The 20224-nt window shown below is 59.0% G+C and carries 22 protein-coding genes and 2 pseudogenes; 12 read left to right on the top strand and 12 right to left on the bottom strand.

Annotated elements, in window-relative coordinates:
• Window positions 1–9 precede the first annotated feature (9 nt).
• Window positions 10–198 (bottom strand): hypothetical protein, encoded by a 189-nt coding sequence (locus EM858_RS13130; RefSeq protein WP_080820199.1) that lies wholly within the window; start codon window positions 196–198, stop codon window positions 10–12.
• A 149-nt stretch (window positions 199–347) separates the two neighbouring features.
• Between EM858_RS13130 and EM858_RS13125 the strand changes: the two genes are divergently transcribed.
• The 5 genes from EM858_RS13125 to EM858_RS13105 all read left to right on the top strand — a co-directional run bounded on the left by EM858_RS13125 (window position 348) and on the right by EM858_RS13105 (window position 3361).
• Entirely contained in the window at window positions 348–551 is a 204-nt protein-coding gene (locus tag EM858_RS13125; protein WP_035237037.1) for a hypothetical protein, read from the top strand.
• A 42-nt stretch (window positions 552–593) separates the two neighbouring features.
• Window positions 594–782: a hypothetical protein gene (locus EM858_RS13120; RefSeq protein WP_078051594.1), complete on the top strand. Its 189-nt coding sequence runs from the start codon at window positions 594–596 to the stop codon at window positions 780–782.
• A 21-nt stretch (window positions 783–803) separates the two neighbouring features.
• A complete protein-coding gene (locus EM858_RS13115; RefSeq protein ID WP_080820200.1) occupies window positions 804–1094 on the top strand; it encodes a DUF3175 domain-containing protein in 291 nt (96 codons plus the stop codon).
• 181 nt (window positions 1095–1275) lie between these two features.
• Complete coding sequence (locus tag EM858_RS13110) at window positions 1276–1455, top strand: hypothetical protein (RefSeq protein WP_080820202.1); 180 nt, start codon at window positions 1276–1278, stop codon at window positions 1453–1455.
• Window positions 1456–1585: 130 nt separating this feature from the next.
• Window positions 1586–3361, top strand: a complete 1776-nt coding sequence (locus tag EM858_RS13105; RefSeq protein ID WP_080821050.1) for a thiamine pyrophosphate-binding protein — start codon at window positions 1586–1588, stop codon at window positions 3359–3361.
• A gap of 52 nt (window positions 3362–3413) precedes the next feature.
• Here the strand turns inward: EM858_RS13105 and EM858_RS13100 are convergent, their stop codons facing one another.
• From EM858_RS13100 to EM858_RS13085, 4 genes and pseudogenes are all read right to left on the bottom strand, one after another.
• A complete protein-coding gene (locus EM858_RS13100; RefSeq protein ID WP_080820203.1) occupies window positions 3414–3929 on the bottom strand; it encodes a DUF305 domain-containing protein in 516 nt (171 codons plus the stop codon).
• 107 nt (window positions 3930–4036) lie between these two features.
• Complete coding sequence (locus EM858_RS13095) at window positions 4037–4483, bottom strand: CBS domain-containing protein (protein ID WP_080820205.1); 447 nt, start codon at window positions 4481–4483, stop codon at window positions 4037–4039.
• A 41-nt stretch (window positions 4484–4524) separates the two neighbouring features.
• Window positions 4525–4839 carry a plasmid stabilization protein gene (locus EM858_RS13090; protein ID WP_080820207.1) on the bottom strand — a complete coding sequence of 105 codons (315 nt, stop codon included), beginning with the start codon at window positions 4837–4839 and terminating at the stop codon, window positions 4525–4527.
• A 148-nt stretch (window positions 4840–4987) separates the two neighbouring features.
• A pseudogene (locus tag EM858_RS13085) lies at window positions 4988–5917 on the bottom strand (LysR family transcriptional regulator).
• Window positions 5918–6242: 325 nt separating this feature from the next.
• On the opposite strand from EM858_RS13085, the pseudogene EM858_RS27310 reads away from it, so the two are divergent.
• Window positions 6243–6408, top strand: a pseudogene (locus EM858_RS27310) (aldehyde dehydrogenase family protein); the annotation flags it as partial.
• A 150-nt stretch (window positions 6409–6558) separates the two neighbouring features.
• A complete protein-coding gene (locus tag EM858_RS13075) occupies window positions 6559–7179 on the top strand; it encodes a nucleotidyltransferase family protein (RefSeq protein ID WP_080820209.1) in 621 nt (206 codons plus the stop codon).
• Between the two features lie 59 nt (window positions 7180–7238).
• Here the strand turns inward: EM858_RS13075 and EM858_RS13070 are convergent, their stop codons facing one another.
• The gene (locus tag EM858_RS13070; RefSeq protein WP_080820211.1) at window positions 7239–7601 is read right to left on the bottom strand and encodes a hypothetical protein; all 363 of its coding nucleotides are present in this window, start codon (window positions 7599–7601) and stop codon (window positions 7239–7241) included.
• Between the two features lie 235 nt (window positions 7602–7836).
• On the opposite strand from EM858_RS13070, the gene EM858_RS13065 reads away from it, so the two are divergent.
• On the top strand, window positions 7837–9525 hold the full coding sequence (locus EM858_RS13065) for a dihydroxyacetone kinase family protein (RefSeq protein WP_080820215.1): 1689 nt from the start codon (window positions 7837–7839) through the stop codon (window positions 9523–9525).
• A 117-nt stretch (window positions 9526–9642) separates the two neighbouring features.
• On the opposite strand, the gene EM858_RS13060 is transcribed toward EM858_RS13065, so the two are convergent.
• Window positions 9643–10101: an Lrp/AsnC family transcriptional regulator gene (locus tag EM858_RS13060; RefSeq protein ID WP_003521846.1), complete on the bottom strand. Its 459-nt coding sequence runs from the start codon at window positions 10099–10101 to the stop codon at window positions 9643–9645.
• A 123-nt stretch (window positions 10102–10224) separates the two neighbouring features.
• Here EM858_RS13060 and EM858_RS13055 point away from each other — a divergent pair, with 123 nt between their 5' ends.
• The 4 genes from EM858_RS13055 to EM858_RS13040 all read left to right on the top strand — a co-directional run bounded on the left by EM858_RS13055 (window position 10225) and on the right by EM858_RS13040 (window position 14266).
• Window positions 10225–11508, top strand: coding sequence for a cystathionine gamma-synthase family protein (locus EM858_RS13055; RefSeq protein ID WP_080820217.1), 1284 nt, complete (start codon window positions 10225–10227; stop codon window positions 11506–11508).
• A 185-nt stretch (window positions 11509–11693) separates the two neighbouring features.
• Window positions 11694–12119 carry an SMI1/KNR4 family protein gene (locus EM858_RS13050; RefSeq protein WP_080820219.1) on the top strand — a complete coding sequence of 142 codons (426 nt, stop codon included), beginning with the start codon at window positions 11694–11696 and terminating at the stop codon, window positions 12117–12119.
• A gap of 120 nt (window positions 12120–12239) precedes the next feature.
• Window positions 12240–13637 carry a cache domain-containing protein gene (locus EM858_RS13045; RefSeq protein ID WP_020809086.1) on the top strand — a complete coding sequence of 466 codons (1398 nt, stop codon included), beginning with the start codon at window positions 12240–12242 and terminating at the stop codon, window positions 13635–13637.
• Window positions 13634–14266, top strand: coding sequence for a response regulator transcription factor (locus EM858_RS13040; protein WP_080820223.1), 633 nt, complete (start codon window positions 13634–13636; stop codon window positions 14264–14266). The genes EM858_RS13045 and EM858_RS13040 overlap by 4 nt, the downstream gene beginning before the upstream one ends.
• Before the next feature lie 63 nt (window positions 14267–14329).
• Here EM858_RS13040 and EM858_RS13035 read toward each other — a convergent pair whose 3' ends face one another.
• From EM858_RS13035 to EM858_RS13015, 5 genes are all read right to left on the bottom strand, one after another.
• Window positions 14330–15442, bottom strand: a complete 1113-nt coding sequence (locus EM858_RS13035; RefSeq protein WP_020809088.1) for a TRAP transporter substrate-binding protein — start codon at window positions 15440–15442, stop codon at window positions 14330–14332.
• Window positions 15443–15510: 68 nt separating this feature from the next.
• Window positions 15511–17019, bottom strand: coding sequence for a TRAP transporter large permease subunit (locus tag EM858_RS13030; protein WP_049832270.1), 1509 nt, complete (start codon window positions 17017–17019; stop codon window positions 15511–15513).
• Between the two features lie 15 nt (window positions 17020–17034).
• The gene (locus EM858_RS13025; RefSeq protein ID WP_080820225.1) at window positions 17035–17583 is read right to left on the bottom strand and encodes a TRAP transporter small permease subunit; all 549 of its coding nucleotides are present in this window, start codon (window positions 17581–17583) and stop codon (window positions 17035–17037) included.
• 308 nt (window positions 17584–17891) lie between these two features.
• Window positions 17892–18818, bottom strand: a complete 927-nt coding sequence (locus tag EM858_RS13020; protein ID WP_080820227.1) for an MYG1 family protein — start codon at window positions 18816–18818, stop codon at window positions 17892–17894.
• A 157-nt stretch (window positions 18819–18975) separates the two neighbouring features.
• A complete protein-coding gene (locus EM858_RS13015) occupies window positions 18976–20151 on the bottom strand; it encodes an acyl-CoA dehydrogenase family protein (RefSeq protein WP_080820228.1) in 1176 nt (391 codons plus the stop codon).
• Window positions 20152–20224 lie beyond the last annotated feature (73 nt).

Genomic DNA, 20224 nt, shown 5'->3' with positions numbered 1-20224 from the left:
GGCTGTTCCTCAGCCGAACTGCCGCAGATATTGGGCCTGTTTCTCAAGCCGTGTGGCAAGTTCGGAAATGCTCATATTTGTCGCGCATAAATGGATCGCGCATTCCAGAAATTGCAGCGACGAGCGCCTGAGAAAGTCCTGCTGCTGCTCATACGCAATTCTGGAGATGCGATCAGATTTGCCGGGTTTGTCCGTCATCGTCTGTCCCTCGGATTGAGTGTCTGGCCCGCCTAACCGGGGGGGAGCGCAATTGTTTCGAAAAAAATCCCCCTTTTGCCTCCCGGTCTTTGCGGAACATTGCCCCAGCAAAGTGGTTGGGGAGCGTTGAAACCCAACCGGAGGCAATCATGACCAATAATTCTCCACGAGACGGCGCTCCCGGCACCACAGACCAATCGCCGCGCTGGGAGGGGCCGAAGGAAAGCCGACCCAGAGGCTATATGAAACCCACCGACGACCCCGAGCACGATCGGGACGCTGTGGGTGAAAACCTCAAGGACCCACGGAAGAAGCGTGTTTCCGATGCGATGAAAACCCGCGACGACCAATAGGCCAGCGGTTTATCCGCTGCCACCCAACGACAGGAGGAATAAATGTCCACCTCGACAAAAACACCGGCAAGCATCCGGCAGGGCGGGCCGGGCTCTTCGCATGAAAACGCAAAGGCCCCGTTGGAGATCAAGAAACCTGCGGCAGACAATGACAAACGTTCGAAGAGCAGGGTTTCCGGCGGAGGGGGTGAACGTGACAGCCACCACACCCATGACCCCGAACGGAAATAATGATCGGCCGGGAGAAGAACGATGAAAAAGGCAAAAAAGAAAAAGAAGTGGTCACAGAAGGTGACGAGGGAAAGCGATGCGCTCGATCTTGAGAAGGAGGTGTTCACCAAGGACGATCCCTCGCAGATCGCACGGTCGCTGAAAGCCTCGGCGGAACAATCCTCCAGGCGCAAGACTAGCCCTTTCCGGTCTGCAATGTCGATGCTGGTGTTTTACATCAACCGTGCTGGCCGGACGTTGCCCGGAAAACGCAGGGAAGTGCTGGAAGATGCGAAGGATGAGCTTCGCAAGGAATTCGGAAAATCGCGATAGACGCATGTACGCCTGCCCTTCGCCCCTATTGCTCGAAGCCAGGCCGGGCTCGGGGCTGTTCCGTAAAAAATCGCTCCTCACGAAATATTAAATCTCGGAACTCCTGTGGCGCGGCATGGTTGGTCTAGGGCGGGCCACAAGGCACGCAAGTGAAAAATCACCATATGAGGAGTGACATATCATGCCAAATCAAGGTGGTACGCACGAACAGCACGTGAAGGCCGGCCAGCAGAGCCACAAGAACAGCGACAAGCGTTCGCAGTCCGCATCGGCCTCCAATAATGGCGACAATGGCAAGACCCGCGGTGGCACACATGAGCAACATGTGAAGGCGGGTCAGCAGAGCCACAAAAACTCCTAACGCTGACAGACTGGGAATCCCCGCGCGCGTCGTGGGGATTTCCTTGTTTTATTCCCTGACGAGACAGGCAGTTTCATGACCGCTTTCGATGGCCGGTCTGGAACGACCGCTGAGAGTTGAGGAACTGATCATGACGACCGCAGCAGATGTTCTGGTGGAGACATTGATCGACTGGAAGGTCCACACGATATTCGGCCTTCCAGGAGATGGCATCAATGGCGTCATGGAGGCGCTTCGCAAACGTCAGGATGCGATAAGGTTTGTCCAGGTCCGACACGAGCAATCCGCTGCCTTCATGGCGACGGCCTATGCCAAATGGACCGGCAGGCTCGGCGTCTGTCTTGCCACTTCGGGTCCCGGTGGCACCAATCTCCTGACCGGTCTTTATGACGCCAAGCTGGACCAAGTTCCTGTCCTCGCGATCACCGGCATGCAATATCACGACCTGATCGAAACTTTCACGCAGCAGGACGTCAACCTGACCCGGGTTTTTGAGGATGTCAGCGTTTATAATACCGTCGTTAGCGATGCTGCGCATGTGGAAAATGTCGCCAGCCTCGCCTGCCGCACGGCTATCGCGCGGCGTGGCGTCGCGCATCTCTCGATAGCAAACGACACGCAGGAAAAGCCAGCCGAGGAAGGACGGTCTCGCCGCAACCTGCCCAGGCATGTTCCGAATGACTGGTTCTCGTATCGTCCGAAACCCGCTGACGAACTCATCCACGAGGCAGCGTCCTTGCTCAATCGTGGCAGTAGGGTTGCGATACTTGCCGGACGCGGCGCCCTTGGCGCTGAGGAAGAATTGAAGCGAACCGCCGAACTGCTCGGCGCGCCGGTGGCGAAAGCGCTTCTGGGCAAGGCGGTCATGGATGATGACGACCCCTTTACCACCGGCGGAATTGGCATTCTGGGAACCGCCGCCTCCCAGGACATCATGAAAAATTGCGATACCCTGCTTATCGTGGGGTCGACATTTCCTTACATCGAATTTTATCCGGATCCAAACACCGTCAAGGCGGTTCAAATCGATCTTGACCCGCAGCGTATCGGACTTCGGCATCCCGTGCAGTGTGGCCTGGTGGGTGACGCAGGTGACATACTGAACCGGTTGAATTCGCTGCTGGAGAAAAAGAGCGACCGGAGTTTTCTGGAAGCCGCGCGGAAAGGAATGCGCACCTGGCGTGAACAGATGGCCGTCCTGACATCGGAGCAATCAACAAGGTTGAAACCGCAGCCAGTGGTGCATGCCTTCGGCAGGCGTATCGATGCAGACGGAATGCTTGTGACCGACTCCGGTCAGAACACGGAACTGGCTGCGCGTCACATCGATCTGAAAACCAGCAACGCCTTTGCCGTTTCGGGTGCGCTCGCTTCGATGGCCTCCGGCTTGCCCTACGCCATTGCCGCCGGATTGGCCTATTCCGGCCGTAACGTATATGCGGTTGTGGGCGATGGCGGACTTGCCATGCAACTCGGCGAATTCTCCACCGCCGTCCGGCATTGGTTGCCTCTGAAGATTCTGGCTATCTGCAATGGGATGCTGAATCAGATTGCATGGGAGCAGATGATGTTCCTTGGCCATCCGCAATTCGCCTGCGAACTCGCACCCATAGACTTTGCCAGTGCGGCCGATGCAATGGGCGGAAAGGGTTTTACGATTTCCGGGTTTGACGAGATAGAACCGGTCCTTGACGCGGCGTTCGCCGAGGATGGCCCTGTTATCATCCAGTCGATTGTCGATAAATACGAGCCGATGATGCCGCCGAAAATGCCGGACGACTATGCGGCGAATTTCAAGAAGGCGCTGCCCGATACGCCGGGGCATCGGCAGATAGAAGAGAATATGGCGCGCGAGCCGCTGCGGACGATGATGCGTGGAAAAGGTCTGCCAAAGGCTGACCCGTGATAACCGACGGCCATATCAGCTGTCCGACGCCGACAGAGGCATGGCGGAGCAATCATCTCTGCGCGCCGCCAACCCTTGCGCTGAGGCGTTCGTCGATTGCGTTCATTCGCTCGATTTCGATCCGCTGGCCGCGGGAAATTTCCGAACAGAGCGCCATCAGTTCCAGGTCAGTGATTACCGCTTTCCGGCACATGAGAATGGCGCCGGAATGATGGGGAACCATCGAAGCAATGAATTGCCGGTCGCCGATCAGGGTCTGGCTACGCGTCCCGGTGAAGGCCGCCACGAAGAGGAGGGCGAGACCGGCATGGAGAAAAAGGTTCAACCGCTTGTTTGGATACATCCCACCCATCGTCGCGAGCATGAGGATGCCCATCGGCGCAACCATGGTCAGCGCCATGTAAACCATGTTGAGATTGTGCCGGAAGTCGCCCCAGCCATCGATCATGGAGAACATGACGAGATACATGACCACAAGGCTGAGAACCATGTTAAGGGCGAAAGCCGCATAGGAATGGCTGGCGGTGTGGGCTTTCCTTTGACGAGGGGTGCCGTGATTGTCGTCCATCTGGTGCTCCCGTTGCCGCGCAGCGACTTGCCCGGGGAGGATTACAGCCCTCGCCGGTGAAGATCTAATCGGCCGGGACTGTCAAAACAGCCCCCGGGGCCATCGGTTTAATGCGGCTGCACGCCGGACTGGCTGTGGGTGCCGCCGGGACGGGAGATCGCTGCCAATGCCTCACCCACGCCGTTGCCGTCGGTTTCCACGGCGACATCGCCGAGGGACAGGATTCCCACCAGTTGCTTGTTGCGGTCGAGGACGGGAATACGGCGGATCTGCTGATCGCCGAGATTGCCGCAGGCATCTTCCACATCCTCGTCATCGAAGCAATATTTCACTTCTCTGGACATGATGTCGCTCGCTTTTGTGTCCGGACCTTTGCCTTCGGCAACCGCGCGAATTGCGATATCGCGGTCGGTCAGCATTCCTACCAGTTTGCCTTCCTTGCCGACCGGCAGCACACCGGCATCGATTTCCGCCATGATGCGGGCTGCTTCCTGAATGGTTTCTTCCGCATTTACGACACGCACATCATGCGTCATGACTTCCTGGACTTTCATCGCGGTAACTCCTTCTGACGGTAAATCCTTGCTGCGCACCCTTAGTGCTGGGCGTGCTGCTCATTGCGCTTGCGGGTGGCGGCGGCCTTTTTGGCGGAAGCGGATCGCTCTGCCTTCGGTCTTGCAGCAGCGGCCTCGCCGCCTTTGCGGCCACCCTTTTCGGAAGAGTCGTGGTTCTCGGCATGACCGCGACCGGAGCCGGATTTCTTGCCGCCGCCGCTTTCCTTGTTCACGGTGGCCCAGGCACGCCGCTCGGCCTCTTTCTCGCCAACGCCGCGATCCTCATATCCTTCTTCGATATGCTCGGCCTTGCGCTTCTGTTTGTCCGTATAGGAAGACTTGTCGCCACGGGGCATCGTGCTTCTCCTCTTGGTTGAAGCGCCCCTAACTACAGTGGTCAAACGATGTTCCCGAAGATGTGAGATCGGTTTTTCGTGTTCTGTGTCACTTCCGTTTGTAAATGGAAGGCTGCGATGCGCGCCCGTATTTTCGTTTTTAACGGCTCTAGCCAACCTGAATATGCTTGCTGGATCTGGCTCCGGGCAGCCCGAGCGCCTGCTGGAAATAGCTGCGAAATGCGAGCATCGCAGGTGTCAAGGTCGACCCCGTCCGCCAGGCAAGGCCGATGTCCATCGCCGGTATTTGCTCTTGAATGTTGATGGTCTCGATACGCCGGCCCTCGAGCGACCAGGGCCGATGAACCATGTCCGATAAAATGGCGATACCCTGGTTGTTGGCAACCATGGATCGCACGGCTTCGACCGAAGACGTGCGGAGAATCACGTTCGGGTGATAGGGTGTCCCGCTCCAATATCTCAAGGCGGACTTCTCCGCTTCATCGACCGTGAGCATGATATAGGGTTCTCTGGATACGTCCTGTAAGCTCACGATTGTATGCTGTAGCAGGTGATGCTGCGCCGACACCCACAATCGTCTGGCCGAACTCATCAGCGTTTCTGTCGTCAGCAGGGGATTTACGATGTTCGATGTCAGCAAAACCGACATGTCATAGCGGTTCGTCAGCAAACCTTCCTCGATGGCATCACGGTTCATTTCATAAAGCTGCACGCGAATCTTCGGGAACAGCCTGCGCATGCGTTCGATGTGCAGCGGCAGAAAATAGCCGATGACCGTGTAGGTGGCCGCGACGACCAGTTCGCCTTCAATGTCGCTGTTGATGAAATTGAGATGCATTGCCTCGTCAATCTTGGACAATATCTCATAGGCGTGAGAAAGGAATTCGCGTCCGGGCGGCGTCAATTCCATCCCCTGGCTCGTGCGATTGAACAACGGCACGCCGACGATCTGCTCAAGATCCTTGACAGCGGCCGTGATCGCCGATTGCGAAATGTTCTGGTTTATCGCGGCCTATGAAACCTGACCGAATTCCGCTCTGGCAACGAAATATCGAAGTTGCCGGATGCTGAGTGCCATAGGCGCAAATTTCCCTTATTTCCCAAATGTTGCATTGCAAAACCAAATAATGCCGCGCAATAAAGCGCCATATCTGAGTACAATTTTTGTGCAAATTTCGTAAATATTTGTTTATTATTGATGATTTTTGTTCGTGTCGAGACCGCAATATCTAAAATACAGATAATTGAGCGTAAAAGAATCTATTTTCAAGAGCTGAAATGGCGCTTACGCTGACGCTAACAATCAGGGACTGGCGAGCGCAAATAAGATGCATGCGCCCCGCGCAAGGGAGAACACGTTGAAAGCGACTGTCGATATCATCTGCGATATGGGGGAGGCTTTTGCGGAAGCTCTTGAATATGGCATGGTCGGCGTCAATACCGGCCTCATCTCGACCGAGACCGCGCCGTTCGGAGGCATCAAGCAATCGGGTCTTGGACGTGAGGGAGTCCAGGCACGGCGTCGAGGACTATCTCGAAATGAAATATATCTGCATGGGCGGTCTTTAACGGAGGACCTATGCCACTCGTGGCAAAACCTTTCCACAGGACGGGGGTATATAGAGGCTTGCGTTGGCACTCTCAGAGTGCGCGAGCCTCGATGAAATTTCTGAGGTGGGTAGACGGAGCCGGCCTTCTGTCATCCTGAGAGGAGATATTGTGAAACCGATCGTCGGAATAGTCCTGCTGGCGGCCGGTATGGCGCGGCGCATGGGATCGGACAGAAACCACAAGCTATTGGCGGAGTTCGATGGAGTGCCGCTCGTTCGCCGCTCGGCTTTCACTGCGGTGGATAGCGATGCCGCTTCGGTAACGGTTGTCGTCGGTCACCGCCAAAACGATATTCGCAGAGCGCTGGCCGGTCTGCCTGTGGCCATCGTTGCCAATCCCGACTATGCGACCGGGATTGCAAGCTCATTGAGGGTTGGAATTGCGGCTTTAGAGGAGAATGATGTCGACGGCGCCCTGGTCATGCTTGCCGATATGCCTGGGGTGACTGCGGCAGTTCTCAACCGGCTGATCGCAGCCTTTCGAAATGCTGATGGCCTGTCCGTCATCCGCGCAGTCGCACGCGGCAAGAATGGAAACCCCGTCATCCTGCCCCGTTCTCTATACGCGGCCATCTATCAGCTGGAGGGAGATGTCGGCGCCCGCCACCTTATCCAGAGTTCAGGACTCTCGGTGATTGATGTGGAGATCGGCGACGCAGCCGAGATGGACATAGATACACCCGAAGCAGTCAGAGCCGCCGGAGGCATTCCAGAGGATGATCTGGGATGATTTGACCTGACGGCTTCCTTGAACTTTTCCGACGAACCGAGCGCGAGGCCACCCGAACTTCAGGCTTCGACAGCTTCGCTGACATCATCCAGAAGAAAGTGCACGTTCACATAGCGCGTCGTGTATTTCTGACCGCTATCGGAGACGCTTTCGATGCTGCCGCCGTCGGAGGGGTGCCATTTCTGGTAATGGGGGTTGTTGGTGATCAGCGTAATCGCTTTGTCAGAGAACCTGCCGTTCAGCCGGTAGCGGGCCTCTGCGAGATGCCAGATTTTTTCAAAATCCTGCTGGCTGATCCGGGCTTTCAAGGCCTTTCTGGATATTGTTTTTCCGGGCGAACCATCGTCATGCGCCGCCGATGGAATATGTAGGTCAACCTCTTCTGCACCGTCCAGCAGAAACGCAAATTCGTCTGGCCACATCCGTCTCACGTATCGCTCCTCCCAAAGCTTACCGTCCTACAGCGTCGTCATGATAGCGTCTCCGCCGCGAGAGGCAATGGCGGATATGCACCTGTGTTTCCCTCGCGCGCCCTCAATCGATGCCGCGAGTTCGAATAGCTGGAACTTGAAATTGACCTGGAGATCGTGCTTGTTCACGGTCAACAGGGCACGTGCGCGTTCCCGCCGGTCGACGAACTGCATCGAGGAGCAAGGCATGAAGAAACTCATCAACGATCCAGCTACCGTTGTGCGGGACATGCTCGAAGGCGTGGTGGCCCTCAGCCCTGCAACCGTCCTGCTTGCGGATGAGAATGTCGTTATCCGGTCTGGCCTTCTGGACCCGGAAAAGCGCAGGGTGGCGGTCCTGTCGGGCGGGGGCAGCGGCCATGAGCCGGCCCATGCGGGTTATGTCGGCGCGGGCATGCTCACCGTTGCGGTGGCAGGCGATGTCTTCACCTCGCCGAGCACCGATGCGGTTCTTGCGGGCATCAGGGCTGCGGCCGGACCCGCCGGCGCTCTGGTTATCGTCAAGAACTACACGGGCGATCGGCTGAATTTCGGATTGGCGGCCGAACTGGCGCGGGCTGAGGGCATTCCGGTCGAGATCGTGGTCGTCGCCGATGACGTTGCGTTGAAGGACACAGTTCCCGACGATCGCCGCCGGGGTATTGCGGGCACAGTGCTTGTGCATAAGCTCGCCGGCGCGGCCGCGGAGCAGGGACTTCCCCTTCAAGAGGTGGCCCGCATCGCCCGGGAAGCTGCCGGAAAATTGGCCTCCATGGGAATATCGCTGGGGTCCTGCACGCTCCCTGCCGTCGGCAAGCCGGGCTTCGCCCTTGGCGACGCTGAAATCGAAGTCGGGCTCGGCATCCATGGCGAGCAGGGTGTCCGGCGGATGTCCATCGCATCGGCGGACGAGCTCGTGAAGCTGGTCCTCGAGACGATCGAAGCCGATGGCAGGCTGAAGAGCGGGGACCGGGTTGCGCTTCTGGTCAACGGACTGGGATCGACGCCGCCAATGGAACTTGCGGTCGTGGCGCGATCCGCCGTCGCGCGCCTGGAAGCAAAAGGCGTCATGGTCGAACGGGCATGGGCCGGTACCTTCCTCTCCGCCCTCGACATGCCCGGCTTTTCCCTGTCGGTCATGCATGTGGACGATGCAATGGTCAACCTCATCGATGCGCCAACCGATGCCGGCGCATGGCCGCGCGGCGGTGCGGTGAACCGCAACCGCGTCTTGCCTTCGGCAGGTGTTAAGAAGAGCGTGACTGCGGAAATCAGGATAACAGCCGCCGGTGAACGACTGCGTTCCGCGGCGGAGCGGATCGCCCGAGCCCTGATCGCCGCAGAGCCCATACTGACGCAGCTGGACAGTGTCACGGGCGACGGTGACCTTGGAACAAGCATGGTGCGAGGCGCCGAAGCAATATCGGCGCTGCCCGGGGAGAGCTTCGCAGATGTGTCCGGTGGTTTGATGGCGATGGCAAATGCGATGCGGAAGGCAATCGGCGGAAGCTCGGGCCCCTTTTACGCCACGGGCCTGATGCGCGCTTCGCGCCATCTTGCCGGGATCGAAAAGCCGACGGCCCAACAGATGGCGGAAGCGTTCGTGGCTGCCGTTCTCGCCGTCTCGGAACTCGGCGGCGCGAAACCGGGGGATCGTACGATGATAGATGCGCTTCATCCGGCCGCGGAAACGTTCCGGGACAAGCTCGCAGCCGGAGCTTCGGCCGACGTGGCCTGGCGATCCGCCGCGGCGGCAGGCATCGCAGGCGCCGAGGCGACGACGTCGATGAAGCCGCGGCTCGGGCGCGCAAGCTATCTTGGCGAGCGGGCTATAGGACATCCCGATGCGGGAGCGGTCGCCGTCAGCATCTGGCTTGAAGCAATCGGGAACGATTAGCGCCGATGGGCGGCGGGCCGGAACATGCATGCGCCGCCCAGGCACCTCTAGAACCCTGCAATGCCGAGCGTTGCGGGAGCCGGATGAGAAAGCGGATTGCCGCCGTGGCCGTGACGCTCAGATGCGCCGCGCCTTGATCGTGTTCATGACGAAGCTGGTCTCGATGGTCTCGACGCATTTCAGCTTTGCAATCTTGTCCTTGATGAAACGCTCGTAATCCTCCAGCCCACCGCACATGACCTTAAGCATGTAGTCCCTCGGACCCGTGACCAGATGACATTCGAGAACCTCGTCCCAGTCAAGCACGGCCGCCTCGAACATCCGGATTTCGTCATCGTGCTGGCGGCTGAGGCGGACGGACGCAAGCGCGGTCATGGTCCATCCCTCGATTGCCGGATTGATGATCGCGGAGTACCCTTTGATGGCGCCCATCTCTTCCAGGCGTCGAAGCCGCCGCAGGCACGCCGATGCCGACAGTCCGACCCGCTCGGCCAGTTCGTTGTTCGTGATCCGCGCATCGGCAGACAATTCCTTGAGTATCCGCCTGTCGATCGGGTCCGCAATTTTTTGCGACATAAATGACCCTTCTCCGCAATATATTGCTTCATGAGACAACTCGACGCTTCAGAATGCAAGGTATTTTGGTTTCACTGCGTGTAACCTGCAGGTAGTTCAACGCCAGCTGAGGGATCATCGGAAATGACCGCGCCGCATCCGTCCAAAACCCATATCGGCAACCACGCTCTCCATCCTGAAACCCAGATGCTCAATTACGGTTATGATCCGGAATTGTCGGAGGGCGCCGTAAAGCCTCCCGTGTTCCTGACATCGACCTTCGTTTTCAAATCGGCGGAAGACGGGCGCGACTTCTTCGACTATGTCTCCGGCCGCAAGGAGCCGCCGGAGGGCAGGGGCGCCGGCCTCGTCTATTCGCGCTTCAACCATCCGAACAGCGAAATCGTCGAGGATCGTCTTGCCGTTTATGAGCGCACCGAGAGCTGTGCGCTGTTCTCCTCGGGCATGTCCGCCATTTCGACGACACTTTTCGCCTTCGTCCGGCCCGGTGACACCGTGCTCCATTCCCAGCCGCTGTATGGCGGCACGGAGACGCTGCTGGCCAAGACCTTCCATAATTTCGGCGTCTCGGCAGTGGGGTTCGCCGATGGTGTCAGCGAGACCTCGGTGATGGCTGCCGCAGAGGAGGCGATGGCGAAAGGCAGGGTCTCCGTCATCCTCACCGAGACCCCCGCCAATCCGACAAACAGCATTGTCGACATTTCGATGATGAGCCGGGTCGCCGACGTGATCGGCGAAAGGCAGGGGCACAGGCCGATCATCGCCTGCGATAATACGCTTCTCGGCCCGGTGTTCCAGCGGCCCATCGAATACGGTGCGGACATCTCGCTCTATTCGCTGACGAAATATGTTGGCGGGCATTCCGACCTCATTGCCGGGGCAGCGCTCGGCCGGAAGGATGTCATGAAACAGGTGAAGGCGTTGCGTGGAGCAATCGGCACGCAGCTCGATCCGCATTCGTGCTGGATGCTCGGACGTTCCCTTGAGACGCTGCAGATCCGGATGGAGCGGGCGGACAGCAACGCCAGGGTCGTGGCGGAATTCCTGAACGCGCATCCCAAGGTCGAGAAAATCCATTACCTGCCGTTCAGCGATCCGGCATCCGCGGTTGGCAGGGTATTCGCCGCTCAATGCTCCGGCGCGGGATCGACCTTCTCGTTCGACATCGTCGGCGGGCAGGCAGCCTCTTTCAAATTCCTCAATGCGCTCAACATATTCAAACTCGCGGTAAGCCTCGGCGGCACGGAGTCTCTTGCCTCTCACCCCGCAACGATGACGCATTCGGGAGTTCCTGCCGATGTTCGCCAGCGCATCGGTGTGCTGGATTCCACGATCCGGCTGTCAATCGGCATCGAACATCCCGACGATCTTGTCGCCGACCTGACCCTTGCCCTGGATCAGGCCTGACGGACAGGGTCGCCGACAATCCGTAACCGCGCGCGCCAGCAGCCATAAAGGTTGTTCTGTGCAGGTGAATCGATGCTCGTGGTCTTCTGGGACTAGCGATAAAATGGCTATTGGCAGAACTCTGCGATTGTTATGTTAGGCTGACATTTTATGCGCCTACCGCAGCATCCGGGAGCGAGACGGAAATGGAGAAAGTAATCCAGGAATTCGAACGCCAGTTCGCACTGGAATTGCCTCCCCGGTTACGGGAAGCATTGCTCAATGATCTCATTCCAAACGAGAATGTGATGTTCGAAACACTGGACCACAAAGTTGCCGGCTGGATAACCGAGTTCTTCCCCGTCGAATCCGATGATAATTCCAGCTATGCATCCGAATATGAGCAGATATCGCTGAGCCAATTGTTGCCGCGCAATCTCCTGCCAATCGCGTTGGTTGCCAACCACGACCGCATTGTCATCTCGCTGAGTGGAAGAGACAGGGGCCATATCTACTACTGGGCTTGGGGGGGAGGAGCCGGACCCCGAGTCAAATTCGTACCAATATCTTCGTCGCATCGCTGTAGACTTCGCAGAATTTCTTTCTGGTTTACGGCGAGAAACCTGACATAGGTAAGCAAAACACATACACACATCACATGGGGTGCTCAGCGTTCCGCCATTGCCCCATTCTCTTCCGACGCAGCGGGACTTTGTCGGAACAATGCAAGATGAATGTGTCGGAGGGGACGCATGAAACTCAGGAGCCAGATTCTCGCATTGGCCATCGGGCCTCTCGTTCTTGCGATTATCGTCATCACAGCGCTGATTACGTGGCAGTCTATGACGCTGGCGCGCACGAGCATCGATGCGTTCGAACGCAACATGCTCGCTGCAAAGGAGGCTGAACTCCTCAACCTCACCAATCTTGCCCTTTCGGCGATCCGCTCGGTCTATGACAGGGCAGGGCCTGATGACGAGGCCGCGAAGGAAGAGGTCAAGCGCATCCTGACCGGTCTCGACTACGGCACTGACGGCTATTTCTTCGTCTATGACTATGACGGGCTGAACGTGGTCCATCCGCGACAGAATTTCCGGCCGGGGAATAACTGGCTGGATCTCCATGATCCCGATGGCAACCGGGTGATCTACGATCTGATCGTCGAGGCGAAAAAGGGGGGAGGGCTGGTCCAGTACAAGTGGGAAAAACCTTCCACCAAAAAAATGGCCGACAAGCTTTCCTTTGCGGCCGGCCTCGACAAATGGCGCTGGATGATCGGTACCGGCGTTTACCTCGACGACGTTTTTGCGACGACGGCGGCGGCGAAGGAGGAGTTGCGGCATTCAATCACCTGGAACTTCCTGATCGTCGCCCTGTTTGCGGTTCCCGCCGTATTGCTGGTGTTTGCCACCTGCATGCTGCTCAATCTGCGCCAGCAGCGGCTGGCGGATGGCCGGCTCAAGGAATTGATGCAAAGGATCATCGATACCCAGGAGGAGGAGCGTCTGCGCATTGCCCGGGAGCTGCATGACGGCATTTCCCAAAATCTCGTCGGCGTGCGTTTTGCGATCGATCTTGCGCGGCGCAAGGTCACGCCGGATAATGTCGGCGCTGTCGAGGCAATCGGCAAAGGCGCCATTGCGCTGAACGAAGCGATCAAGGAAGTCCGCCGCATCTCGCATGATCTTCGCCCGCGCGTCCTCGACGATCTGGGGCTGACGGCGGCTCTGGAATCCCTCATCTCGAGTTTTTCCGAACGCACGGGAATTGCGGCGACGCTTGAATCCGTGGCCTTCAAGCATATGCTTGTCCCGGAGGCACGCGTTGCGCTTTACCGTGTCGCACAGGAGGCGCTGACCAATATCGAGCGCCATGCCGGCGCGACGCAGGTCGCCATCCGGTTTTCCAGCCGCGACGAACGGGTCCAGATGGATGTCAGCGACAATGGCCGCGGCTTTCCGGCCGTTCGGACAGAGAACGGGATGCCGGCAAGCAAGGGGCTCGGTTTGAGAAACATGCAGGAACGCATGACGCATTTCGGGGGCAGGCTGGATGTCGAAAGCTCCGCCAGGGGAACTGTTCTGCGGGCGGTGTTGCCCATCACCGCCATGAAGGATCGCAATAGCGGCTTACAGGAGGCCGCCGAGTGACCGTTCATCCGATCCGTGTGTTGTTGATCGACAACCATCCTCTGGTTCTGGATGGGTTGAGGGCCGTCCTCGAGACTTACGAGCATCTCGCAGTCGTTGGAACCGCGGTGTCCGCCATGGCCGGTATCGACGCGGCTGTCGCCACGCGGCCCGATGTGGTGCTGATGGATATCAACATGCCGCAGATCAATGGCATCGATGCCCTGGAGCTGTTCAAGGAAAAGCAGCTTTCCGCCCGGGTGCTGATGCTGTCGATGCATGACAGCCGGGAATATATATCGACCTCGGTCATGTATGGTGCGGCCGGTTACATTCTGAAGGATGTGGCGACCGAAGAAATAGTCGCCGCAATCGAAACCGTGGCTGCCGGCGGCACCTATTTTTCCTCTGGCGTTCGCGATGTGCTGATGGAGAGGTCTTCCGGCAGGCTGAAGGCGCTGACGACACGCGAGCAGGAGGTTCTGCTGCTGATCGCGCGCGGAAAGAGCAATCGCGATGCTGCCCTGGCGCTCGACATCGCCGAGCGCACGATGGAAACCCACCGCAAGAATATCAAGAGGAAACTGGATATAGCGACGACCGCCGGTCTCATCCGCTATGCGATCGATAACGGGCTTATCAAAGAATAGCCGCTAAGGGCTTGAGGCCCCGGAATGTCGCCATCCAGGGGCCTCGGTAAAGTCTATGTCGGCTTATTTGCCGGCCGTCTGCATGGCATAGCCGTAGCTGTCATAGGTATATTCGGCGACGCGGAACCATTCGAAGCTTTCGTCGCGGAACTTCTTCCAGCCCGGATAGATCTTGGCCCATGCGGGATGCTTCTGCGTGTACTCGTCATAAAGCTCGAAGGTCGCCTTGTAGGCGGCGTCGAGCACATCGCGGGGCAGCGGGCGAAGCTGCGTGCCCTTGGAAACCAGCGAGCGGATCGCATCCTTGTTCTTGACGTCGTACAGCGCCTGCATGTTGATGTTAGCGGCCTTGCAGGCGGTGTCGAGCGCTGCCTTATATTCATCAGGCAGTGCTGCATATTGGTCCTTGTTGACGAAGAAGTGGATCGTCAGCCCACCTTCCCAGAACGCGGGATAATAGTAATAAGGCGCGATCTGGTAGAAGCCGAGCTTTTCGTCGTCATAGGGGCCGACCCATTCCGCGGCATCAATGGTGCCCCGCTCCAGCGCCGGATAGATGTCGCCACCCGGAAGCTGCTGCGGCACCGCGCCAAGCTTGGCGAGCACCTGTCCGGCGACGCCGGCAATACGCATCTTGAGGCCCTTGATATCCTCGATGCTCTTGATCTCCTTGCGATACCAGCCGCCCATCTGGGCGCCCGTCGCTCCACCGGGAATGCCGATGACGCCGTAGTCGGAAAGGAATTCGTTGTAAGCCTCGTTGCCGCCGCCATGATAGAGCCATGCGTTCTGCTGGCGGGCGTTCAGGCCGAAGGGGATGGTCGAACCGATGGCGAATGTCGGATCTTTCCCGGTGAAATAGTAGCCGCAGGTATGGGAAATCTCGACGGTATTGGCTTTTACGGCGTCGATGGCCTGGGCGCCGGGAACGATTTCACCGGCCTGAAAGACCTGGATTTCGAACTTGCCGCCCGTAATGGCCTTCAATGCATTGGCCATGACGACGGCGCCGCCATAGATCGTGTCCAGATTGTTCGGGAAGCCGGACGTGAGACGCCAGCGAACGGTCGGCAAAGACTGGGCTATGGCGGGTGTCGCAAGTGCCGAAGCAGCCGCAGCCGCCCCTGCAAGTACGCCGCCCGACAAGAGTTGTCTGCGACCTGGGTTGACCTTCATAGATTACCTCCTCCTATTGAACGTCAGCGATTTTTGTTGCGGCGGGCGCTCTTGCGCCCGGCCGATTGTCAGGGGGTGGCCGGCTTTCCGAAGCTCGGTGCGCTGTTGCCGGGCGCCAGGAAAGGATTGGCGAAGGGGTCGGCGTCCGTGCCTGCGCCGGGCATCGGTACATTGATATGGACGGCGGAAGGATCGACCTGCTTGGCGCCTGACTTGTAGTGCATCACGATGCCGGGGAAGGCGATGATGATGACGACCATCGTCAGCTGAATGAACAGATAGGGGATGGCGCCCAGATATATCTGGGACGAGGTGACCGGCTGGATGGTCTGTCCCGTGATCCGGTCCTTATAGGCGCGCGTCGGTGCGACGGACCGCAGGAAGAACAGCGAAAAACCGAAGGGCGGGTGCATGAACGACGTCTGCATGTTGACCGCCAGCATCACGCCAAACCAGATCAGGTCGATGCCAAGCGCATCGGCGACCGGCGCCAGCAGCGGGATGATGATGAAGGCCAGCTCGAAATAATCGAGGAAGAAGGCCAGGAAAAAGACCAGCAGGTTGGCGACGATCAGGAAGCCGATCTCGCCGCCCGGGATTGATGTCATCAGATGCTCGACCCAGACGTGGCCGTTCACGCCATAGAAGGTCAGGGAAAAGACGCGCGCGCCGAGCAGGATGAGCAGCACGAAGGACGACAGCTTTGCCGTGGCATGCAGCGACTGCTGGATCAGGCCGAAATTGAGCTTGCGGTTGGCAAGCGCAAGGGCAAGCGCCCCGACGGCACCCATGGCCCCGCCTTCCGTGGGGGTGGCGATCCCGAGGAAGATCGTGCCGAGCACGAGGAATATCAATACGAGCGGCGGCACCAGCGAGGTGATGACCTTGAGCAGCAGCTTGGTGCCGCGCAGGGTCCGCGCCTCCAGCGGCAGGGCCGGGACTTTCGTGGGGCTGATGATCGAGGTCACGATGATATAAAGCGCATAGGCCGCCACGAGCATGAGACCCGGAACGAGCGCGCCCTTGTACATGTCGCCCACCGAACGGCCGAGCTGGTCGGCCAGCACGATCAACACGAGGCTGGGCGGGATGATCTGCGCCAGCGTGCCGGAAGCCGCGATCGTGCCGGCGGCGACCTTGCGGTCATAACCATAGCGCAACATGATGGGAAGCGAGATGAGGCCCATCGAGATAACCGAGGCGGCGACGACGCCGGTGGTGGCGGCCAGAATTGCCCCGACGAAGATCACGGCAAACGCAATGCCGCCGCGAACCGGTCCAAACAGCTGGCCGATCGTGTCCAGCAAATCCTCCGCCATGCCGCTCTTTTCAAGAATGAGCCCCATGAAGGTGAAGAACGGTATCGCCAGCAGCGTTTCGTTCGACATCTGGCCGAATATGCGATCGGGAATGGCCTGGAACAGCGTCGCCGGCAGCAGGCCGAGTTCGATCCCGATGAAGCCGAAGAAAAAGCCGACAAAGGCTAGCGCGAAGGCCACGGGATAACCGAGCAACAGCACGATGATGAGCGCCGCAAACATGATGGGCGCGAGATTTTCCGCAATGAATGCCATTATTGTTTTTTCCTTCGATCAGAGCATTGCCGCCGCGGCGTCAGCCTCTGCAACGGGATCGGGGATATCGCCGCGCAGGATCGCGACACGCTTGATGAGTTCCGAAACGCCCTGAATGGCGAGAAGGCTGAAGCCAATCGGTATCAGCGCCCAGACGGGCCATTGAATGAGGCCGCCCGTGTTGTTTGAAACCTCACCGGAAGCGAGCTTCTGCAGAAACACCGGCCAGGAGAGATAGACCGTGATGAGGCAGAAGGGCATGAGAAAGAAAATGGTCCCGAGAATGTCGACCCACAGCTGCCCTTTGCGCGGAAGATTTCCGTAGACCAGATCGACCTTCACGTGCTCGTTGTTAAGAAGCGTGTAGGCGGCGGCGATCAGAAACACGGCGGAAAACAAATACCACTGCGATTCAAGCCAGGCGTTGGAGCTCATCGAAAACGCCTTGCGCATGGCGGCATTGATGGCGCTGATGAAAATGGCCGCGAGAAGCAGCCAGGAAATGCCTTTGCCAATGGCTGAATTGGCGGCATCGATGGCGCGCGAAACGGCCAACAGAAACTTCATGATATCCTCCCCGAGAGCGGCCGCGTACTCCTCAATACGTGTGTGACCGCCATAATTCAGGCAGGATAACCATGGCGGCCTGACGCTCAAGGGCGCGCGCCGGCGAATTTCCTGAGACGTACCGAGAACTGGGTATGGGCGGGATCAAAACCCGCATCCGAGCTTAATTTCGCTTCCCGCTGCCGGCCCAAATGCGTGATTGCACCTGCCAGCAGATCACCAGGCGAAGCCCATCTGAACACCGGCCGTCTGTTCAAATCCGTTTAAGTAGCAAGATACAGGCCCCCGCACGGTCGGCTGCCATGTCACTATTTGGCTGCGGTCGCCTCTTTTACCGCCAGCTCCGCCATGGCCAGTGCGGCATCGCGGGTTCTGGCCGCCGCGACAAATCGGCCGTTGTGGCAGAAGCTCGCGCCTTCGATGCCGCAAACCGCTTCCAGATCTTTGTCCGTCAGGCCGGCCCAGGCCGCCGGCAGATCCGCCCGCAGTTCAAAGCCTTCGTCCGCGCGGCGGATGCCGGTCAGGCACCAGTCGTTGTTGCGTGGATGAACGACGAAGAGCAGATGGTCGGCGCCCGCCTTCTTGATGGCGGGCCGAAACGGCATTCCCATCGGCAGTTCCAGAATATGTCCGTCGCCGGCATCCACGATAGCCCGGCTCACGAGCGCTTCAGCCCGCAATTTCGCCGCGCTGTTGGCAATCTTTGCCTCCACGAAGCTGCGGGCGATGGCCAGCGCGGCGTGGAAACTGCGATTGTCCGCTTCGGGATCTGTCTCGTCGAAAACAGGTTTCAGAGTTTCGAGCAGGACGGGCAGGGTCAGCCCGGCGAGTGCCCCTGCGGTGGAGGGGCTGAGCGCGCCATTGTCGACCAGATCGACCGGCAGCACGAAGCTGGCATCGAAAGAGGCGTGAATGGTTTCGATATGGTCTTCAGGAACGCCGAAGGCGGCAAGATAATCGCGGCCGAAATGCTTCCAGATCAGTCCGAACGAACTATAGGGCTGACCGTCCTCCCGCAACGGTGCACCGCGCTGGTGGTGATCAAAGGCGCCCTTTGCCGCGTCATAAACACCGCCGACGTCATAGACGATGCGGTCTGCGCCGGGTGCGATCCATTCGGGCGCCCTGCTGCGGATCAGGCGTGCCTGCGGGAAAAGCCGGGTCAGCACGACGCTCGACAGCAGTTCGTCGGCATGGAAGCCACCGGAATGGGTGACGAGGAAGTCCGGGATCATGTCAGGATGCGCCTTGTTGCTTGCGGAAGCTCCGCCTGGGAGTGGCACCTGATACCCTTTGCCGGACGGCATCTCAACCCGCCATTCGCAATGGAGGCTAAAAGCAACGATATGCTGGACGTCGTGATTTGAATGAAAGGCGGTTTGTTACCGCGTTTCAAGCCGTCTTCAGGATCGACAGGTTGGGCGCCGACCGGTCATTCTCGCTCGTTTTCCAGCGGTCAAAGGCGGCGCGTCCGAGAATGGCGACCGAGGTGTCCTCCTGGGGAGCATGGACGAGAACCGACTGGATATCGCGGAAATGCCGCTCAAGGCCAAGATCGGCGTTGAGGCCGGGATTGCCGATGGCGCGAACGGCTATCTGGACGGCCTCGCGGATTTGCCTGCCGGCGAGAAGCCGGGCCCTTATCAGGTGTTCTGCATCGCCGATATGGTTTGCGAGCGCGCCAAAGATGATCTGCCGGGCGCCGGAGACCAAAAGGTCGATCTCGCCCGAAAGCGTAACGAAACGTTCTGTCCGCGCAATGGGGTGGCCGAGATTGGCGGGCACGCGTTCATGGGCGAAGCGAATGAACGCTTCCTGGGCGGCCTCAGCCGCACCCAGATAGATTGCGGTCAGCGCAAGCGTCATCGCCGCATGGCCGCGATTATCCTGCTGGGCAACGGAGGGATCAACGAGTTCCAGCACATTTTCTGCCGGAATTTCAACGTCGGTATATTCGACATCGTGCGAACCGGTCGCCCGCATTCCGAGGCTCTTCCAGTTCTCTATGATCTTGATGCCGGGCAGGCCGTTGGGCACGACGAAGGTGCCGACGCGAGCCTGAGCCTCGTCGGTGTGCGCCCAGACGAGGAAGTGCGTGAGGCCGTGCGCGCCCGTCACGAAGCGCTTGCGGCCCGTGATCGACCAGCCATTCGCCGTCCGGTGCGCACGCGTGGCCGGCAATCCGCCACGGGCCGGCGAGCCGAGCTCGGGTTCCACACGGGCGGCGTTCAGCAGCAGCGGCTGGTGTTTGGCCCTGGAAAGAAGGTCCCTGTAAAGCCCGTCGGGCCAATGGTCCTTCGCCGCCTGTCCCAGATGCGTGAAGATCGTCATCGCGCTGATGAGCGCCACAGAGGGATCGCCGCGTCCCAGCGCCGCCAGAATATGGGCCGCGGTGCTCAAGGTTCCTTCCGGGCCACCGTAACGCGTGGCCACGGTGCTTTCGAGAAGTCCAGCCTGATGAACGGCGCGAATACCGGTCCAGGGAAACTGACCGGTCTGATCCGCATCCGGTGCGGCTTCGGAAACGGCGCGCACGGCGGCGTCAAGTGCGGTGGGATCGTAGGACATGCGGTAACGGCTTTCTGAAGGTCGGCGGGCGGGATCATCCGTTGCGGGCGTGGATGATCCCGGGAAGAAGAGG

The organism is Agrobacterium sp. CNPSo 2736 (assembly GCF_004005385.1).
In the GTDB taxonomy this organism is placed as follows: Bacteria; Pseudomonadota; Alphaproteobacteria; order Rhizobiales; family Rhizobiaceae; genus Agrobacterium; species Agrobacterium leguminum.
Note: the sequence above shows the minus strand (reverse complement) of the source record. Positions and strands in the feature narration are given on the sequence as shown.

Excerpts from the sequence above, each read along its gene's own strand:
- EM858_RS13130 (WP_080820199.1), bottom strand. The coding sequence starts at position 198 with ATGACGGACAAACCCGGCAAATCTGATCGCATCTCCAGAATTGCGTAT.
- EM858_RS13125 (WP_035237037.1), top strand. The coding sequence starts at position 348 with ATGACCAATAATTCTCCACGAGACGGCGCTCCCGGCACCACAGACCAA.
- EM858_RS13120 (WP_078051594.1), top strand. The coding sequence starts at position 594 with ATGTCCACCTCGACAAAAACACCGGCAAGCATCCGGCAGGGCGGGCCG.
- EM858_RS13115 (WP_080820200.1), top strand. The coding sequence starts at position 804 with ATGAAAAAGGCAAAAAAGAAAAAGAAGTGGTCACAGAAGGTGACGAGG.
- EM858_RS13110 (WP_080820202.1), top strand. The coding sequence starts at position 1,276 with ATGCCAAATCAAGGTGGTACGCACGAACAGCACGTGAAGGCCGGCCAG.
- EM858_RS13105 (WP_080821050.1), top strand. The coding sequence starts at position 1,586 with ATGACGACCGCAGCAGATGTTCTGGTGGAGACATTGATCGACTGGAAG.
- EM858_RS13100 (WP_080820203.1), bottom strand. The coding sequence starts at position 3,929 with ATGGACGACAATCACGGCACCCCTCGTCAAAGGAAAGCCCACACCGCC.
- EM858_RS13095 (WP_080820205.1), bottom strand. The coding sequence starts at position 4,483 with ATGAAAGTCCAGGAAGTCATGACGCATGATGTGCGTGTCGTAAATGCG.
- EM858_RS13090 (WP_080820207.1), bottom strand. The coding sequence starts at position 4,839 with ATGCCCCGTGGCGACAAGTCTTCCTATACGGACAAACAGAAGCGCAAG.
- EM858_RS13070 (WP_080820211.1), bottom strand. The coding sequence starts at position 7,601 with ATGTGGCCAGACGAATTTGCGTTTCTGCTGGACGGTGCAGAAGAGGTT.
- EM858_RS13065 (WP_080820215.1), top strand. The coding sequence starts at position 7,837 with ATGAAGAAACTCATCAACGATCCAGCTACCGTTGTGCGGGACATGCTC.
- EM858_RS13060 (WP_003521846.1), bottom strand. The coding sequence starts at position 10,101 with ATGTCGCAAAAAATTGCGGACCCGATCGACAGGCGGATACTCAAGGAA.
- EM858_RS13055 (WP_080820217.1), top strand. The coding sequence starts at position 10,225 with ATGACCGCGCCGCATCCGTCCAAAACCCATATCGGCAACCACGCTCTC.
- EM858_RS13050 (WP_080820219.1), top strand. The coding sequence starts at position 11,694 with ATGGAGAAAGTAATCCAGGAATTCGAACGCCAGTTCGCACTGGAATTG.
- EM858_RS13045 (WP_020809086.1), top strand. The coding sequence starts at position 12,240 with ATGAAACTCAGGAGCCAGATTCTCGCATTGGCCATCGGGCCTCTCGTT.
- EM858_RS13035 (WP_020809088.1), bottom strand. The coding sequence starts at position 15,442 with ATGAAGGTCAACCCAGGTCGCAGACAACTCTTGTCGGGCGGCGTACTT.
- EM858_RS13025 (WP_080820225.1), bottom strand. The coding sequence starts at position 17,583 with ATGAAGTTTCTGTTGGCCGTTTCGCGCGCCATCGATGCCGCCAATTCA.
- EM858_RS13020 (WP_080820227.1), bottom strand. The coding sequence starts at position 18,818 with ATGATCCCGGACTTCCTCGTCACCCATTCCGGTGGCTTCCATGCCGAC.
- EM858_RS13015 (WP_080820228.1), bottom strand. The coding sequence starts at position 20,151 with ATGTCCTACGATCCCACCGCACTTGACGCCGCCGTGCGCGCCGTTTCC.